Raw genomic sequence first — 16,826 nt, 5'->3', positions numbered from 1 at the left:
CAGTTACAGCCTTTACTTATTCAGCTCCAGCTTGGCAAAAAAATCATTGAACATCAAATTAATATCCAATCTGCGATAAACACGGATGTTACGACCGTGGGCATTATAATCATAGCCCCCCTGTGCATTAATAAGTGGACAAGGTTTTAACACATATTCACTTGATGATGGATCGGCCTCAAAGGATGATTGCAGCGCGGTAAGCAACACCAGCGGACTATCGCCTAAAATATAAGTTTCACCAAGGTTGAGGTGATATTGCTGCAGGCGGCCCATCAACGTTTCAAGTACGCCGGCCAGATATTTGCCGGTTTCGCCTTGTGGTTTTATTTTAAGCTGCAATTCGGAATAAGGTAATATGGCCTGGCGGTACCCATCCCGCGGAATTTGCCAAAGCTTTAATTGCGAATGGTTGAATACCGCCCTTACTGCATTGATATCGATATTGAGGTTATACTCAGGGCTACTGTAATTGGGTGGGGGTAGGGCAAGGTCAGTGTATTCCGGGCCGCCAATCCATACCAGTGTGAGCTTGTCGGCAATTTTAGGTTCGGTTAGCACCGCAGATGCAATTTCGGTGAGCCCGGCACCGCAAAGGATATAAAGAGGTAAGTTGGTATCTGTGCGCGAAGCTTCTTTAATGATCAGATCAACAGCTTTACTTTTTACAGGGGTGCTGTCGTTTACCATGGCTGTGTTGGAGCCGGCTATTACCGGAAATTGGTCTTTGATCTTTAAAACAGCCAATAGATCGGCAGCTTTTTTTGCCGCGTTCTCGGCCTGGGTTTTAGATCTGTCGAAACCGTCATTGGCATTCAGGTGCGAGCCGATGATGCCTCTAACTTCAACTGATGGAGATAGCACCAAATGGGTAAGTGCAAACAAACCATCCGGGTCGCCGCTAAAATCATTATCCATGATCACCCTGATGCGGGGCGAAATGAGTTTACTGGTGGTAGTTGATTGTCCTTTTGAAACAATGGGGAAAACGAATAACAGGAGCAGGAATGGTAAAAACTTGCTGTTGGTCATGGCTTACAGGTCAATTGGTTATAGCGTACAATATAAGTGTTTTGCCTTGAAACAAGTAAGTATTTACCCCGCAATACTTCCAAACGCTTCAAGATATTTATCAATGTAAAATTGCTTACTTGCCGTTTTGTATTGCATGATAAAACGGGGATGTTCCAGCGCTATGATCTCGCCGAAGAAACGGTACTCATCATTCAGCTTACGCTGGAATGTTTCATTCTTGCCGGTGCCAAAACAGAAACATTTATCGGTATTAATGCCCAGCGCAATCTGCTTACGGATGTTTTCGATCATGAACTGATAAACGGCTTTGGTTAACTCCTTGCTATCGTAGTAATTATAATTCTTTTCCTTGCCGTTGGCATCAATACTGGTAAAGCCCAGCGGACAAGGTGAGTTAATATAGATCTGCTTATAAAAAGCCTCCGGTCCGCCAAAGGCATTGATCACCTCGTAAACAAATACAGATGATGGCTCGTGCGACATTTTGCCTTCATAATTGATATGGCACTCAGAGATTAATCGTTTAGGATCCGTAAAAGGGATGCCTGTTAAGCCGCCGCCAAATCTGCCCGGGTTAATGCCCAAAATGATATGCCGTTGCTGGTTATCGTTGTAATATTTATGATAAAACTCATCAACAATACGCATGGTTTGCGGATGCTCCTTAAATGGGTTCATGATACGGATGCCTTTGGGTAAAGGCTCGCCGGTGTAGGTTAGCTGCTCATTGAATTGGATAATCCGGTCTGCAAGTGTCATAACTCAAATTTAGCATTTATAAATTCTGGAGACCAATCGCTTTTTACCAAATGGTAAGTGGAACGAGTTTTTTGCGTGGGAACTTTGTGGTGTCTAAAAAAAGAATAAACATCATGAACAATCAAGTTGAAAGTAAATCGTCATTAAATGGCAAACGGGTAATTATATTGGGTGGCAGTACAGGTATAGGCTTTGCAACAGCAAAAGCTGCCGCTGCCGAAGGTGCTAAAGTTGTCATAGTTTCAGGTAATCAAAGTAAGATCAATAACGCATTAAGTCAATTGCCTGAAGATGCCGAAGGCTACGCTGTGGATCTATCGAACGAAGAAAATATAAAATCATTTTTTGAGGAGGCCGGTAAGTTCGATCACCTGGTTTATACTGCCGCCGAAAATCTTAATCTTTATAATATCGACCAAACAGATATTGAGGCTGCACGTAAGTTCTTTAACCTGCGTTACTGGGGGGCTTATGCTGCTGTTAAATATGGCTCCCCGTTCATTAATGATGGCGGCTCGGTAAACCTAACCGGCGGCACAGCGGGAACAAGGCCCGCCGCGGGCTGGTCAATAGCCAGCAGTATTTGTGGTGCTATGGAAGGTTTGGTAAGGGCACTGGCTGTTGAATTGGCTCCGATACGTGTGAACGCCGTAATACCCGGCGTAATTGACACCAACCTGTGGGATAGCATGCCTGCCGAAGATAAAGAAGGGCTTTACAATTGGGCAAAAAATACATTACTGCTCGGCCGTGTTGGCCATGCCGATGATGTTGCCCTTGCTTTTGTGTACCTGATGAAGCAAAGCTTTGGCACCGGAATAAATTTAGTTGTTGATGGAGGTACGTTGCTGGTATAGTATCAGGAGGCACCTACGGAGCCGAAGATTCTTGTTTGCGTTATGCGATAAACATGGTACTCCTACGGAGTTTGAAAGCGATTGGCACTCCGGAGGAGTATCGTGTTTATAGGGAATTTATAATACGAAATTTGGCTCCGTAGGTGCCTCCTAATTCAAGAATTGTTTCCTCCGATATAAGACGCTATTGGCTGATGCCTGTCGCTTTTGTATCTTGGCGCGTTCATCAATTATAAAAACAATTGACAGGCGCGCCTATACATTTTAATAAAACCCGCATTGCACCAACGCCGAGCGGGTTTTTGCATGTGGGCAATATTCTGTCGTTTTCCATCACCGCAGCATTGGCCCGCAAACATGGCGCTAAAATTTTATTAAGGATTGATGACCTCGACCGTGCAAGGGTTAACCGCGAATATTTAACGGATATTTTTGATACGCTACGATTCCTGGAAATTCCCTGGGATGAAGGCCCGCAGGACGCGGATGAATTCGAAGCGCGGTTTTCACAAATGCACCGGATAGCGCAATACAATGAGGCTCTTGAGCTGTTAGCGGCCGGCGGTTTTGTTTTTGCATGCACCTGCTCGCGTAAGCAGCTTAGCGAAGCCGGAAACTGCACTTGTTTAAATAGACAGATTCCGTTAAGTACTCCGGAAGCAAGCTGGAGATTACGTACCGATAATGCGGTTTCCTTACAGGTAAAAAGTTATAATGGTACAACCATCCAAACACAACTGCCTGCCGAAATGGAAAATTTTGTTGTGCGCAAGAAAGACGATTTCCCGGCCTATCAGCTCACCTCGGTTATTGATGATTTGCTTTATGGCGTTGATCTGGTTGTGAGGGGAGAGGACCTGTGGGCATCAACACTGGCGCAAATTCAATTGGCAACTGTGTTGGGTAAGCAGGCTTTTAATGATATCGTATTTTATCATCATCCTTTGTTGCTTGAAGCAGACGGCAAAAAGCTATCCAAGTCGGCTGGCTCAACGTCCATCAAATACTTAAGACAGGAGGGCAAAAATGCAGAAGATGTATTTATGCTTATCTCAAATCTGTTTTCACTTCCCGAAAAGGCTATTAATTGGCAGCAACTTGCCGCATTGATCCTTGGCGAAGCTCTATAGCTTATTAACACTTCTTTATAAAATACCTATTTAATGTGAATCCGCTTTAATCGGAAGGTGTCAATTTGTATGTTTTAATGTGATGAAAATGTTAAGTCATTTACAATAAATTAAAACGTTTAGTGCTTTTACTTTACCATGACATAACTGCCTGTACATATCGGAGGGGTAAATTTGTAGCAACAAATACAAATTACGATGCAAGCAGCATTTTGCCACAAGCACCTGAAATTTCTGTTTTTTGTTATCCTTACCTTCAGAGCTATTACCTGCCAGGCTCAAAATAACCCCCTCTCCAAAGGTTTCGCACACAATGATTACTGGCACAACCGGCCGCTGTATGATGCTTTGGATAACGGCTTCCAAAACGTAGAGGCTGATATTTACCTACGCGACGACGAATTGCTGGTTGCACATATGCTGCCCGCTTTTCAAAAAAAACGTACCCTGGAGCAGCTTTATTTAAAGCCATTGTTTAACTGTTATGAAGGCAAAAACAGGGAGGTAGTATATCCGCTTTCTCCTGTTACGCTAATGATCGATATTAAATCAGACGCTGAAAAGACTTATGCAAAGTTGTCGGAAGTGTTAAAGCGCTACGCACCAATGCTTTCGAGCTATAATAACGGCGAAATAACAGAAGGAAGTGTAACCATTGTTATAACTGGTAATAAGCCTTATAAAATGCTTCAGGCACAAAAACAGCGGTATGCTTTTATCGATGAAGACCTGATGCAGGTACGTACAGATACGCTTTCAAACACTGTTTATAAAACCGCCAGCTGCAAATATTCGCGCCTGATTAGCTGGACAGGTAAAGGCCCTATGCCTGAAGATCAGAAACAACTGCTGCGTGATTATGTAGCGGCGGCACATCACCATAAAAAACGCGTGCGCCTGTGGGCTTCTCCCGAAAACAAGGAAGTATGGAAAGCCTTGCTTGAATGTGAGGTAGACCTGATCAACACCGATAAATTAGCCGAATTAAGAGAGTTCCTGATGACGGGGCCGGAGCCTGTAAGATATGCGAAGGTGAACACAAAGTAATAACCGCTAATCAGTCAATAAGATGAAAAAGATCAAAGTAGCATTCTTTGCCGAGATACTTATTGAAGATTTTGACGGTGCGGTACGCACCATGTATCAGCTCATTAACCGGATTGACCGTAATGTTTTTGAGTTTCTGTTTGTTTATGGTGCCGGACCGGATAGTATAGCTGGGTTCGAATCGTTAAAAGTTCCGGCTTTAACGTTGCCTATCAACACCGGTTACACTATGGCGATACCTGCCCTGGTGATGAGCGAGCTAAAAGAAGAGATAGATAATTTTTCGCCTGATGTTATACACATTGCCACGCCATCGCTTTTAGGCAATTTTGCGTTGAAATATGCTACCCAGCAAGGCTTGCCTGTTATGAGCATATACCATACCCATTTTATTTCCTACATCGATTATTACCTGAAACACACTCCTTTTCTGATCAATAAGGTTAAGCAGATCATGGCCGAGAGTCATAAGGTTTTCTATAACCAGTGCGATCAGATATATGTGCCTTCTGGTACTATGAAGGATGAGCTAATTGATATGGGCGTTGACACCTATCGCATGAAGCTATGGCAAAGGGGAATAGATACCAATTTGTTTTCACCGGGGCATAAAAAAAGCCTGCGCCCAATAACGGGAAATGATAGCCCAACTATTTTATTTGCGAGCCGCTTGGTTTGGGAAAAAAACCTGGAGACCTTGTTTGAGATTTATGCAATAATACAGGATCGGCACCCCAAAGTTAACTTCATAATTGCCGGCGACGGCGTTGCGCGCAAGGCCTGTGAAGCAAAGATGCCCAAGGCGATTTTTACAGGTAAGGTAGATCATAAAATGCTTTCGGTTTTATACGCATCGTCGACCCTGTTCCTGTTTCCGTCGGTATCTGAGGCTTACGGTAACGTAGTACTCGAGGCCATGGCATCTGGGTTACCTTGTGTTATAGCAAACGGCGGCGGTTCAAAAGATTTTATAGAACAAGGCATCAATGGTTTTAAATGCGAACCATACAACGCAAACTGCTACGTTGAACGGATTGAATTACTGCTTAAAAGCAATAGCCTGAGAGAACAATTTATTGAAGAAGGACTGCAATATAGCAGCCGATTAAGCTGGGAGTGTCTGGCATCTGCATATTTTGATGACCTGGCCGAAATGGCTGGTGCAGATGCATTGAATGAGGTGAGATAGTTCGGGTTTTTATTAAATGTTATATATTTAACTTTTAAACCTTACACCTTACACATGATCAAACCTTTACTAACCATTTTATTATCCGTAATTACATTAACTGTTCAGGCGCAAACATTTTGCGAAAAAATAACAAAGCTAAAACATGAGTGTTATGGTTTTAAGCCAAAGTCGCTTAGCCAGGCACAGAGAGAAGCCAAATCAGCACAGCTGGATAAGTTTTGGGATTTAGCCAAAAGCGATAAAAAAGAAGCGGCGCTGTGCTTGAAAAATCTGATCCTGGCAGAAAACAATGATTCATACTTTTGCTTTGATGCTTCATCACTATTGCTTTCACTTGATGAAACAAAAGAATATCAAAGCGTCGTCTTAGAGGGTGTTAAAAAAAGTAATCTTGAAGATCTTGACCTTGAACCTTATGTGCAATTGAGTTTTTTCCTGGGCAAAAAAGGGAATGATATAAGTGCCTTAGCCGAAAAGCTGCTCAGCTATCCAAACGCCCATGTTAGCTTAACTCAACATGCTATAACGCTTAATGCCATAGATGCCGGTTTGTTCCTTTATAACACCATGAGTGCTGATAAGGCCGAAAAAAGTTTGTTTAATATTATTGCTAACGGCAATTCAACCGGTAAACATAATGCTGCGGTTGTATTAAATATCATATCAACGCCCAAAGGCGATAGTTTAGTAAATCACTTGATCCAAAATAAAGAGCTGCCTGATTCTGTATCTAATTTCATCTTGAAAGACAAACAGAATTTTAATATAAAAACAGCTTGTAAAAATGTAATAACAAGAGCAGATGCACTTCGAAAACTAAACGCCTCATCATACGACGGAGATTTTATCTGCCAAGCATCAAATGCACTAAAACCAGAAGATGTCGAAGCGGTAAGGGAAGCAAGGCATAATACCACGCCTGGATTATCAGACGAAGGATTAGGAAGGTATTTTATGCTTACAGCGCTTTTAATAACCCTCCGAAGTAAATAAGTCTGCCGTTTTTATGCTTCAATACTAAGTCACAAAACAGATAACTTCTTGTACACAAAATCCTATTTCTTACATTTGCCGTTTATTTTAATAACAAAGGCTGATTATCAAATCATAATAGGGGGATTTCATGTACGATATTTGTTGTGTAGGGCATATTACGTTAGATAAAGTGGTGACACCGCAGGCGGTGAAACACATGGCTGGCGGTACTTCTTTTTATTTTTCAAACGCCATTCGTAATATGGATGTGAGTTATACACTGGTTACTTCGCTTGCTTTGAGCGAAATGCCGGTGGTTGAAAAGCTCCGCGGCAAGGGTATCGAGGTGCATGCAACAACAGGCGGCGAAACGGTTTACTTTGAAAATATCTACTCTGTTAACCAGGATCACCGCACTCAGCGCGTGCTCCAAAAGGCCGATCCTTTCACAATCGAACAATTGGATGAGATCCGGTCCCGGGTGTACCATTTAGGCCCTTTACTGGCCGATGATATTTCGGTAGAATTTATAAAGGACCTTGCTCAACGTGGAAAGCTCTCTCTTGATGCGCAGGGCTACCTTCGTAAAGTGGAAGATAAAAACGTGGTAGCTGTCGACTGGCCCGAAAAGCGCGAAGCCTTGCAACATATCCATATCCTGAAAGTGAACGAGCACGAAATGGAAGTACTCACCGGTATTACTGATATCCATGAAGGTGCTAAAGTTTTGAACGAATGGGGTGTTAACGAAGTGGTGGTTACTTTGGGCAGCATGGGATCAGTTATTTATACCGATGGTGTTTACTATCAGATTCCGGCCTATAAACCGGTTGAAGTAGTTGATGCTACCGGTTGTGGCGATACTTATATGGCAGGGTATTTATACCAACGCGCCAAAGGCAAAGGTTTTCAGGAAGCAGGTGAATTTGCCGCTGCCATGGCCAGTTTTAAAATAGAATCATCGGGCCCTTTTACCGGAACAGAAGATGATGTGCTGGAGCTGTTAGCAAAACACAGCTTAAAGCCGAAAGCTTAAAGCAAATACAAATGGCTGGTTCAGGTTTAGCGATAGCGTAACCTGGACCTACAATAGGTTAAGCTTTCAGCTAAACTGGACTGTGGTACTATTGATAATCCGCGGAAGCAGGATGCTTCCATAGTTTTAGGACGAAGTTGCGCTGTCGCTAAACTTCGACCAGTGATAGAGAAGTAGAGAATCGTTTGCTTTATCACACCTTTTCATATATATTTAGGAGAAATATCACAGTATGAATCCTAATCTTATCAAAAAAATATTCTGGATTGCTTCATTTATTTTTATTTTCTCATTGGCAGCTTGTAATAAGACCAGAGAACAAAAAGTGAAACAATTAGTCAATGATTATCTACAAAAGACGTTGAATGATCCTCATAGCTACGAGAGCGTCGAATTCAGTAAAATAGATTCTAATTATTCTATTTTAACAGATGATCCTGACTATAACAGAGCAAAGGCAAAAAAAGATAGTATAGAAGTTCAGTTTACATTGTGGAAAAGTAAGAACCCTGATTTTGATGGTTACAGTGATTTATCTCCGCAAAGGGTAAAGTACTTTTTGAAAATGAATAAATACTTTTCTGATGCTATGCTGGCAGAAGGGAAAAAAGCTATAGAGATTGAAAGGTCGTTCAAACCTAAATACAATGGTTTAGCTGTTGTCCATACTTATCGAGCAAAAAACGGATTCGGCGCATTAGGATTGCATCAAACAATGTTCGTTTTGGATACGAATTTAACGAAGGTAATTGATGTTCTGAAGATAGATAATTGAAAGCTGTTTTCTATTCAACAAATTGAGGATAACTTAAATTTTGATGAAGATTACTAAAATTGGATAAAGCTCAGTGGCGGCGGACAATCCGCGGAAGCAGAATGTTTCTATTGTTTTCTGGCCGAAATTTAACGATAGCGTAACTTCGACCAAAAAACGATTTATGAATGTAGGAAGCTATCGTGTAGATCAACAGAAGATAATTTTTGAAACCGGAAAATTCATTGAGTTTGATTTTTCGGTACAGGATACTTTGGTATTCGACGGCAAAATTATTGTCCTTTTAGATGTTTCGGGAAATATCAGGTTTAACCGGAATGTATATGCCATAGATTTTAACGGTGAGCTTTTATGGCAAATTGAAAGGAGCGAAAATCTTGATCTTATAGGGTATTGCCCTTTTATAAGTGTTGAAGCCCAAAACCCGAAATTGGTTTCATTTAATTGGTGCGGGTTTAAATTTATAATTGATCCCGATACCGGAAAAGTAATCGAATCGATATTCACCAAATAAATCTTCTGTTGGTTCGGCTTGGTGATAGTGCAATTTCGCCCCAATGAGTTAAGTTTCAGTTAATTGATAATCTACGGAAGCAGAATGCTTCCATGGTTTTAGGACGAAGTTACGCTATCGCTAAACTTCGACCAGTGGCAGGCGGGGGCGTAATAGAAAAAGCCATAGGCTCTACTTTAAGCTAAAAAAACTTTTCGCCTTTTACCTTTATCCTTTCACCTCGCCTCAAAAACTATATTTCCTTAGCATCCGAAGCATTGATCCAGCCTTCGTTGCCGCTGGCAAGCCTGATCTTCATCCAATCGTTGTTATTTTCCAGTATCTCAACCTTGGTGCCGTCATGGATCAGGAACAGGTTTTTGGCATTGGGCGTTGGCGCACTTTTTACATTGACAGATGTGCTGAAGATGATGGCGCCGTGATGGGCATCAAAATACTGATCCTGACGACTTGCCACAAATATGCTTGCAAAACCGAAAAGCAAGATCACTAAAGCTGAATAAAACGACCATTTTTTAATGCTTACCGAATTAGTGAACCTGTACACGATCAGCAATGCACATCCCGCTATAAAGAACAGGATGGTCATCACCGCCAAAGTTGTTAACGAAAAGCGAAGAATAAACGAGTGCCACCATTTGGTGATGAAAAACTCGGTACCGGCCTCTACCTTATCGGTTGTTTTTTGATTGGCAAACTGGATATTGAAATTGATATCGTCATCACCCGGCGAAAGTTTATGCGCCTTTTCGTAATACAACAGGGCCGATGGCACATCTTCATTTTTAAAGTAGGCATTGCCTAAATTATAATAAACCAATGCCGACTGGTGCCCGTCGTCTACAATTTTTTGGTATGTGGTTATGGCTTCCTTATACTGGCCTTTGGCGTATTGGTCGTTCCCTTTTTTTAACAGGATGTTAGCTTCATCGTTAGCTAATGCATATATCGGCATAACGATGATAAGCAGTAAGTATATAATGTGCTTCATCATGTTATATTTTATTTTCAATGTTATTGATCATGTTCTGGGCCTTATCAAATACCTGCTGCTCGGTAATACCCGAAACAGGGGCATAGCGTGCCATTTCGCAAAGGTCAAGCGTGTCAAGCATCTCATTAATGAGGCTTTCATCAAGTGAGCGGGCTTTTAGTTCCGAAGCTATCTTTTCACGATTAAGATCTGAGTATGGGATATTAAGCTTATCACTTAAATAGCCATATAAACCACGGAACAGGTTTTCATAAAATGCTTTTTTATCGTTTAACTGCAATTTGGCACTGGCCAGATGTTTGGCTGCCACTTTACCAGCCTTACGACTTTTCAGGCCTACCACATCAGCATTGTTTTTATCGCGCCATTTGCCGTAAACCAAGGCGCCTAAGAAACCTGCCGGACCGAAGATCAGCAGGAAATAATATAATCCTGAACCGTAAAAATCGCTGCCTACTTCGTTTAGCTCGCTGCCGGTTTTTATATAGCGGATATCATTGCTCAGTACCTTAACATCCTGCTTGCCCGCGTTTGAAAATGCGGTAACATTACTGCCATCGCCGGTACCTTTAGCAACCTTGACATGGAATGCCGGTGTGCTTAATGAAACGTACCTGCCCGTGGCCGGGTTAAAGTATGCGAACTTAACCGGGTCGATAGTAAAATCGCCCTGGTGCCTTGGGATCAGCAGATAGGTGTATTTCCTGTTGCCTGATGCCCCGCTGGCGTTTATGGTAATAGTATCGGTGATCTTTGGCTCGTACTTCTCAAAGTCGGCCGGGAAAGTTGGACTTATCGGTTTTAATAATTTCAGGTTTCCTGCACCGCTTACTTTTACCTGGAAGTTGATGGCATCATTAGCCTTAACATCGTTTTTATCAAGCGAAGCCTCGATATTAAATTTACCCACAGCGCCGGTAAACTCGGCAGGCTTGCCTGCCAGTGGCAATGGTTTTACGTGGATAACAACAGGCGCGCTTTTAATCTTGTACTTCACGTCCTCATATCCGCCAAAGAATGCATCGAAGGGATCGCCTGATGATGAAGCAGCCTGCTGCCTTACTATAAAGTTCATGATAGAAGGCTCAATGGTGATATTACCCTCATGCTCGGGGAATAGCACCGTTTGTTTAATATCGGTTACGTTGTACCGTACACCATTTAAAATCTCGGTGCGCCATTGGGCATTTGGATTGTTGTTTTTGATTTCCTGGCTGTAAAATCCGTTAAGATCGGGGATTTTTTCAGGTTCGCCGTTGGCGATGTTAACCCGGGTGTAAAGGCGCAGGTTCATCATGATCTGCTGACCCATATAGGCCGTTGTTTTATCGACCTCCGCACGTAAAAACAATGATTTGGAAATATCGCTTACACGCCCTTTTTGAATGTTGCGGCTATCTGGCCCATTGCTGCCTTGCTGCTGGGCTTGCTGGCTTGCCTGCCCGCCCTGGCCTTTTACTACTTTAATTTTTATCGGGGCAGTGCTGTAAGGCCGCCCTCCAGCCACAATAGTAGCAGGGCCAATGGTTATTTCACCTTCTTTGGTTGGTACAAGATCATATCCGTATGCTATGCTTGCCGAAGTAACCCCATTGATCATGGATATACTGTTGGATACATTGGGGCCGCCAACTACCTGGAAGCCGCCAAAAGCGGGCGGCGCAAAACGTTCGCCGTTGGCATTGATGGAGAAGGTAACCTCAAGAACCTCGCCTGTGCCTATGGTAGTTTTATTTACCGATGCCGTAAACTTTACCTGAGCAAAAACCAGGCTTGAGCAACACAGCAACAGCGTTAATATGGAAAGTTTAATTTTCATTAGTATCTACAAAACAACAAAGATTTACCAATCTTTTGAAATGGGCACCTTAGCACCTTTTAATTTTTTATTCTTAAGCTTATCCTGGGTTTGCTTTTCATCATTGTTAAGGGCATCAAGCATACGCTGGGCATCATCTTTTGATAACTGGTTAGGCTGCTGTCCCTGTTGATTTTTTTGATCCTGGTTTTGCTTATCCTGATCTTTTTTGTCCTGGTCCTGCTTGTTTTTATCCTGATCTTTCTTGTCCTGATCCTGCTTGTTTTTATCCTTGTCCTTGTTGTCTTTGTTCTTATCCTTGTTTTTATCCTTATTGTTGCCGCCACCCCCGCCGCCGCCTTTATTCTTGTCTTGCTGGTTTTTTAGCATTTTTTGGGCATAAGCAAGGTTATAACGGGTTTCCTCATCTTTAGGATTATTAACCAGCGATTTTTTATAAGCATCAATACTTTCCTGGTATTTTTTTTGGGTTAAAAAGGAGTTGCCGATATTGTGATAAGCCCCTGCTTTTACATTTTTATCGATGGACGCAGTTGCCAGTTTGTTGAATTGTGCTGCCGCATCATCATATTTTTTCTGCTTAAACATGGCGTCGCCAAGGTTAAAGTTACCCTCAAGGGTTTTGGCTTTTTTGCTCATGGCCTGGCGGTATGCAGCTTCGGCTTCTTTATACTTTTTTTGCTGATAGAGTTCGTCACCCTGTCTCAGGTATTTTCTTTCCTGCTGGGCAAAAAGAAATGAAGCCTGCAGCACTAATAAAATGGCTATGATATATTGCTTCATGTGTTTTTTACTTCAAATAATTTGATCTTGCTCAGGCGCATGTTTTTACGGATGGAGATAAAGAACTCGGCCAGTAATAGCACAAAGGCAATGGCCAGGAAAAACTGGAACCTGTCTTCAAAATCCTTAAACTGTTTGGTGTCGGTCATTTTGCGCTGCACTTTGGCTATCTCGTCCATTACAATGTTAAGACCGCTGTTGGCATTGTTTGCGCGCACGTAAACGCCTTTGCCGGCGTCGGCAATTTCTTTGCCCATTTGCTCGTTCAGCTTGCTAACTACGGGATGCCCCGTGCTGTCATTGTGAAACCCAACTTGTTTGCCCCCCTGATAAATGGGAACCGGAGCGCCTTCTTCCGAACCTACACCAACTACATTCACGGTAACGTTTCTGGCTAAAGCCGCTTTGGCTGCCGATACAGCATCATCCTCATGATTTTCACCATCGGTAATAATGATCATGGATTTACCGGTGCCGTTCTTAAAATCAAACGACTGCATCCCTAAATTAATTGCCGCGCCAATGGCAGTACCCTGTGTGGGCACCATTTCGGTATTAATGGTATTAAGGAATAGTTTGGCCGCTGCGTAATCGGTAGTCACCGGGAGCTGTACATAGGCCTGCCCCGCAAATACCACGATGCCGATACGGTCGTCGTGCAGTTTATCAATCAATTGTGATAATGCACGTTTGGCATTTTCCAGCCGGTTGGGGGCTAAATCCTGAGCCAGCATACTGTTTGAAACGTCGAGCAGGATCATCAGGTCGGCACCTTTGCGTTTTACCTCTTCGGTTTTGGAGCCCAACTGCGGATCGGCAATGCCAATAATAACAAGGGTATAGGCTAAAATGAAAAAGATAAACTTGATCCAGGGACGTGAAAAGGATACCTGCGGCATCAGCTGCATCACCACTTCCTTGTTACCCAACGAGGCAATTGCCTTACGTTTCCACCAGTTTACCCTCAAAAAAATAAAGAGCAGCAGCGGAATAGCAAGCAATCCCCATAAAAATTCTGTATTTGCAAAACGTAGCATGCTGTTATGTTATAGCTCCCTTAAGCAGGGTGTGTCTTGTTAAAAATTCCAACGATAAAAGTGCCAGCGCAATAATGGCGAACGGTAAAAAGCGCTCGGTTTTTTTGCGGTACTGGGTAACGTCAATCTTGGCTTTTTCCAGTTTGTCAATTTGTTCGTAAATATCCTTCAGCGCACTGTTGTTGGTAGCCCTGAAGTACCTGCCGCCGGTAATGGTTGCAATTTTGTTCAGCGTACCTTCGTCAATATCAACTTTCATACGCTGGTATTGCACGCCCATTGGGGTTTGAACAGGGTAGGGAGCATAGCCGTTAGTACCTATACCTACCGTATATACCCTTACACCAAACTGTTTGGCAATTTCGGCAGCAGTAACCGGGGGGATAGAGCCCGAGTTGTTTGAACCATCTGTAAGCAGGATCACTACTTTACTTTTGGCTTCACTGTCTTTTAGCCGGTTTACGGCTGTGGCCAAACCCATACCAATGGCGGTACCATCTTCAATCATCCCGTTTTTGATATCGGCATAAAGGTTTACCAATACTGAGTGATCAATAGTAAGCGGACATTGCGTAAAGCTTTCACCACTGAAAACTACCAGGCCAATCCTGTCGTTAGGGCGGTTCTGGATAAAATCAATGGCTATGTTTTTGCCTGCTTCAAGCCTGTTAGGTTTGAAATCTTCGGCGAGCATACTGCCAGAGATATCTGATGCAATAACAATATCGATACCTTCGGTGGTGGTGTCCTGCCAGCTTAATGACGATTGAGGCCTTGCCAGCGCAACAATAAGCGCGGCCATGGCCAGCGAACGTAATATGATGCTCAAATGCCTGAAACGGGGCAGCATGCTTTTGGTGATCATGGCAAAGCCCCTTACGGTAGGCATGGCCAGGTTACCCTGCAGTTGCTTTTGCTTCCAGATGTACCAGCCCACCATAAGCGGAATGCTGATCAGCAGCCAGAAAAAGCCCGGATGTGCAAATTCTATTCCTTTAAACCAGATCATTTTGCCTCATCTCCCTTCACATCTACACCGGCTGGTTTGGCATGGGGCTGCGTATCTTTAATAAAAGTAACGGCGTTTTCCATGCTCTTTTCATTTTCATTGGCCGCAGGTTTTTCCTTGGCAAATTTCACCATGTCCGATAGCACAAGTAATTGTCTTAGCAGGTTCCTGTCTTCGCTGGCTATGTCCATATGCCTTAGGCTGGCAAAAATTTCTTCGGATGTTTGTTCGAGGGCTTGTATAGTGTACCTTTTTTCGAGGTACTCGCGTACCACATCGCTCAGCTCAATATAATATTGCTTAACCTGGTCGTGCTGCCAAAGCTGTTTGTTTTTGATCTCATCAAGCTTTTGAAGTGCCTGGATATGCAGCGGAATATCGGGCTTAACCTCTTCAACCACAACTTCTTTTTTAGGCCGTCTGAGCAGATAAAATACTGCGCCGCCGCCAATAATGAGGCCAGCTAGTATACCTAAAGTTAATTTCCAGTTGTCGCGCAGCCAATCCCAAAACGTATAGTTAATAACAAGCGGCTGCTTAATATCATAAAAGGCCTTAGTTGTATCAACCGCAACTGTTCTCACATCAAGATTTAATGTATCGGTTGGTAAGTCACCTACCGGCGATTTAAATACATATGACGGGATTACATAAGTACCGCTGTCGAAAGCAGTAATGGTATAATGCCTGGTTATGGTTTTGATGGATTTATCGCCCGGGTCAAAAGCTGTATCGGCTTTAAATTTAATGAGCTGAATTTTGCCTATACTGTCGGCCAGTTTAGGAAACCCGATGCTATCCTTAGCGTGAAAACGGATGCTTAAATTGAGCTGTGTTTGCTCGCCTATGAGGATAGATTTTTTATCCAGCGTGGCCTTAGCCCCAAAGTTTTGCGCCCTGCCTGTTTGGTAAAAGCCTGCAAGTAATACCAACATAGCCAGGGTGTATTTGATGTACCTGTTCATATATTTTACCGCCTGCCTTCCCGCTTTTTAAATAATGTCATTAATGGTTTAACGTATGATTCATGTGTGCCAATGGTAGTATAATCAACCCCCGAGCGTTTAAAAGTATCCTGCAGGGCGGCGTTGCGTTTCACGGCATCCCATTTAAAAGCGTCGCGAACGGCTTTATCGCCAGTATTTACCCACATAATTTGCCCGCTTTCTTCGTCCTTAACAGGGATGAGGCCCAGGTTAGGAAACTCTTCCTCGTGTTTATCATACAGTTTTAAGGCAATGATATCGTGCTTTTTATTGGCGATCTTAAGCTCGTTTTCAAACTCGGGCGTAATAAAATCAGAGATCACAAAGGCTGTACATTTCTTTTTGATAACGCTTGTGAAATATTTCAGCGCTTCGGCCACGTTGGTACCCTTGTTTTCGGGCTGGAAAGCGATCAATTCACGGATGATCATCAGGATATGGCTGCGGCCTTTTTTAGGCGGGATAAATTTCTCGATCTTATCGCTGAAAAATATGATGCCTACCTTGTCATTGTTCTGTATGGCCGAAAATGCCAGTACCGCGCAGAGTTCGGTTGCCAGGTCCTGCTTTTGTTGGTTCTGTGTGCCGAAGTTTTCCGATCCGCTCACGTCCATGAGCACCATTACAGTAAGCTCGCGCTCTTCTTCAAATACTTTTACGTAAGGTGCGTTGAAGCGGGCCGTTACATTCCAGTCGATAGTGCGGATCTCGTCGCCAACCTGGTATTCGCGAACCTCGCTAAAGGCCATACCCCGGCCCTTGAAAGCAGAATGATACTCGCCCGAAAATAAGTGGTTACTTAAGCCACGGGTTTTGATCTCTATCTTCCTTACCTTTTTTAGCAGATCCTTGGTGTCTTTAGCCATGTACCCCTCCTA

General features: G+C 43.1%; 17 protein-coding genes. 8 read left to right on the top strand and 9 right to left on the bottom strand.

Features of this window, described 5'->3' with window-relative positions:
* Positions 1 to 12 precede the first annotated feature (12 nt).
* Together BMX50_RS25445 and BMX50_RS25440 are read right to left on the bottom strand one after the other, a co-directional pair.
* A complete protein-coding gene (locus BMX50_RS25445; RefSeq protein ID WP_091216600.1) occupies positions 13 to 1,032 on the bottom strand; it encodes a nucleoside hydrolase in 1,020 nt (339 codons plus the stop codon).
* Between the two features lie 63 nt (positions 1,033 to 1,095).
* Positions 1,096 to 1,794 (bottom strand): SMUG2 DNA glycosylase family protein, encoded by a 699-nt coding sequence (locus BMX50_RS25440; RefSeq protein WP_091216594.1) that lies wholly within the window; start codon positions 1,792 to 1,794, stop codon positions 1,096 to 1,098.
* 113 nt (positions 1,795 to 1,907) lie between these two features.
* Between BMX50_RS25440 and BMX50_RS25435 the strand changes: the two genes are divergently transcribed.
* From BMX50_RS25435 to BMX50_RS25400, 8 genes are all read left to right on the top strand, one after another.
* Positions 1,908 to 2,651: an SDR family oxidoreductase gene (locus tag BMX50_RS25435; protein WP_091216589.1), complete on the top strand. Its 744-nt coding sequence runs from the start codon at positions 1,908 to 1,910 to the stop codon at positions 2,649 to 2,651.
* Positions 2,652 to 2,893: 242 nt separating this feature from the next.
* Positions 2,894 to 3,781, top strand: coding sequence for a glutamate--tRNA ligase family protein (locus BMX50_RS25430; RefSeq protein WP_091216581.1), 888 nt, complete (start codon positions 2,894 to 2,896; stop codon positions 3,779 to 3,781).
* 198 nt (positions 3,782 to 3,979) lie between these two features.
* Positions 3,980 to 4,828, top strand: a complete 849-nt coding sequence (locus BMX50_RS25425) for a phosphatidylinositol-specific phospholipase C/glycerophosphodiester phosphodiesterase family protein (protein ID WP_091216576.1) — start codon at positions 3,980 to 3,982, stop codon at positions 4,826 to 4,828.
* A 22-nt stretch (positions 4,829 to 4,850) separates the two neighbouring features.
* A complete protein-coding gene (locus BMX50_RS25420) occupies positions 4,851 to 6,017 on the top strand; it encodes a glycosyltransferase family 4 protein (protein ID WP_091216572.1) in 1,167 nt (388 codons plus the stop codon).
* 54 nt (positions 6,018 to 6,071) lie between these two features.
* Positions 6,072 to 7,013, top strand: coding sequence for a hypothetical protein (locus BMX50_RS25415; protein WP_091216567.1), 942 nt, complete (start codon positions 6,072 to 6,074; stop codon positions 7,011 to 7,013).
* A 130-nt stretch (positions 7,014 to 7,143) separates the two neighbouring features.
* Positions 7,144 to 8,031 (top strand): PfkB family carbohydrate kinase, encoded by an 888-nt coding sequence (locus BMX50_RS25410; protein WP_091216564.1) that lies wholly within the window; start codon positions 7,144 to 7,146, stop codon positions 8,029 to 8,031.
* A 232-nt stretch (positions 8,032 to 8,263) separates the two neighbouring features.
* Positions 8,264 to 8,806 carry a hypothetical protein gene (locus tag BMX50_RS25405; RefSeq protein WP_091216560.1) on the top strand — a complete coding sequence of 181 codons (543 nt, stop codon included), beginning with the start codon at positions 8,264 to 8,266 and terminating at the stop codon, positions 8,804 to 8,806.
* A 163-nt stretch (positions 8,807 to 8,969) separates the two neighbouring features.
* A complete protein-coding gene (locus BMX50_RS25400; RefSeq protein WP_143065263.1) occupies positions 8,970 to 9,320 on the top strand; it encodes a DUF7957 family protein in 351 nt (116 codons plus the stop codon).
* Between the two features lie 232 nt (positions 9,321 to 9,552).
* Here BMX50_RS25400 and BMX50_RS25395 read toward each other — a convergent pair whose 3' ends face one another.
* From BMX50_RS25395 to BMX50_RS25365, 7 genes are read right to left on the bottom strand one after another with little or no spacing between them, the layout of a single operon-like run.
* Positions 9,553 to 10,314 carry a tetratricopeptide repeat protein gene (locus BMX50_RS25395; protein WP_244281100.1) on the bottom strand — a complete coding sequence of 254 codons (762 nt, stop codon included), beginning with the start codon at positions 10,312 to 10,314 and terminating at the stop codon, positions 9,553 to 9,555.
* Position 10,315: 1 nt separating this feature from the next.
* The gene (locus BMX50_RS25390; RefSeq protein WP_091216554.1) at positions 10,316 to 12,133 is read right to left on the bottom strand and encodes a BatD family protein; all 1,818 of its coding nucleotides are present in this window, start codon (positions 12,131 to 12,133) and stop codon (positions 10,316 to 10,318) included.
* A 24-nt stretch (positions 12,134 to 12,157) separates the two neighbouring features.
* The gene (locus BMX50_RS25385) at positions 12,158 to 12,916 is read right to left on the bottom strand and encodes a tetratricopeptide repeat protein (protein ID WP_091216549.1); all 759 of its coding nucleotides are present in this window, start codon (positions 12,914 to 12,916) and stop codon (positions 12,158 to 12,160) included.
* On the bottom strand, positions 12,913 to 13,953 hold the full coding sequence (locus BMX50_RS25380; RefSeq protein WP_091216544.1) for a vWA domain-containing protein: 1,041 nt from the start codon (positions 13,951 to 13,953) through the stop codon (positions 12,913 to 12,915). The genes BMX50_RS25385 and BMX50_RS25380 overlap by 4 nt, the downstream gene beginning before the upstream one ends.
* Before the next feature lie 4 nt (positions 13,954 to 13,957).
* Positions 13,958 to 14,962 carry a vWA domain-containing protein gene (locus BMX50_RS25375; protein WP_208864795.1) on the bottom strand — a complete coding sequence of 335 codons (1,005 nt, stop codon included), beginning with the start codon at positions 14,960 to 14,962 and terminating at the stop codon, positions 13,958 to 13,960.
* Complete coding sequence (locus BMX50_RS25370; RefSeq protein WP_091216543.1) at positions 14,959 to 15,927, bottom strand: BatD family protein; 969 nt, start codon at positions 15,925 to 15,927, stop codon at positions 14,959 to 14,961. The genes BMX50_RS25375 and BMX50_RS25370 overlap by 4 nt, the downstream gene beginning before the upstream one ends.
* Positions 15,928 to 15,932: 5 nt before the next feature.
* The gene (locus BMX50_RS25365) at positions 15,933 to 16,814 is read right to left on the bottom strand and encodes a DUF58 domain-containing protein (protein WP_091216540.1); all 882 of its coding nucleotides are present in this window, start codon (positions 16,812 to 16,814) and stop codon (positions 15,933 to 15,935) included.
* Positions 16,815 to 16,826: the final 12 nt, after the last annotated feature.

The sequence above is a fragment of the Mucilaginibacter gossypiicola genome (assembly GCF_900110105.1).
Taxonomy (GTDB): Bacteria; Bacteroidota; Bacteroidia; order Sphingobacteriales; family Sphingobacteriaceae; genus Mucilaginibacter; species Mucilaginibacter gossypiicola.
This window is presented reverse-complemented; position numbering and strand designations above follow the sequence as displayed.

What these genes read in the sequence shown, in the direction of transcription:
- BMX50_RS25445 (WP_091216600.1), bottom strand. Translation starts at nt 1,032, where the DNA reads ATGACCAACAGCAAGTTTTTACCATTCCTGCTCCTGTTATTCGTTTTC.
- BMX50_RS25440 (WP_091216594.1), bottom strand. Translation starts at nt 1,794, where the DNA reads ATGACACTTGCAGACCGGATTATCCAATTCAATGAGCAGCTAACCTAC.
- BMX50_RS25435 (WP_091216589.1), top strand. Translation starts at nt 1,908, where the DNA reads ATGAACAATCAAGTTGAAAGTAAATCGTCATTAAATGGCAAACGGGTA.
- BMX50_RS25425 (WP_091216576.1), top strand. Translation starts at nt 3,980, where the DNA reads ATGCAAGCAGCATTTTGCCACAAGCACCTGAAATTTCTGTTTTTTGTT.
- BMX50_RS25420 (WP_091216572.1), top strand. Translation starts at nt 4,851, where the DNA reads ATGAAAAAGATCAAAGTAGCATTCTTTGCCGAGATACTTATTGAAGAT.
- BMX50_RS25415 (WP_091216567.1), top strand. Translation starts at nt 6,072, where the DNA reads ATGATCAAACCTTTACTAACCATTTTATTATCCGTAATTACATTAACT.
- BMX50_RS25410 (WP_091216564.1), top strand. Translation starts at nt 7,144, where the DNA reads ATGTACGATATTTGTTGTGTAGGGCATATTACGTTAGATAAAGTGGTG.
- BMX50_RS25405 (WP_091216560.1), top strand. Translation starts at nt 8,264, where the DNA reads ATGAATCCTAATCTTATCAAAAAAATATTCTGGATTGCTTCATTTATT.
- BMX50_RS25400 (WP_143065263.1), top strand. Translation starts at nt 8,970, where the DNA reads ATGAATGTAGGAAGCTATCGTGTAGATCAACAGAAGATAATTTTTGAA.
- BMX50_RS25395 (WP_244281100.1), bottom strand. Translation starts at nt 10,314, where the DNA reads ATGATGAAGCACATTATATACTTACTGCTTATCATCGTTATGCCGATA.
- BMX50_RS25390 (WP_091216554.1), bottom strand. Translation starts at nt 12,133, where the DNA reads ATGAAAATTAAACTTTCCATATTAACGCTGTTGCTGTGTTGCTCAAGC.
- BMX50_RS25385 (WP_091216549.1), bottom strand. Translation starts at nt 12,916, where the DNA reads ATGAAGCAATATATCATAGCCATTTTATTAGTGCTGCAGGCTTCATTT.
- BMX50_RS25380 (WP_091216544.1), bottom strand. Translation starts at nt 13,953, where the DNA reads ATGCTACGTTTTGCAAATACAGAATTTTTATGGGGATTGCTTGCTATT.
- BMX50_RS25375 (WP_208864795.1), bottom strand. Translation starts at nt 14,962, where the DNA reads ATGATCTGGTTTAAAGGAATAGAATTTGCACATCCGGGCTTTTTCTGG.
- BMX50_RS25370 (WP_091216543.1), bottom strand. Translation starts at nt 15,927, where the DNA reads ATGAACAGGTACATCAAATACACCCTGGCTATGTTGGTATTACTTGCA.
- BMX50_RS25365 (WP_091216540.1), bottom strand. Translation starts at nt 16,814, where the DNA reads ATGGCTAAAGACACCAAGGATCTGCTAAAAAAGGTAAGGAAGATAGAG.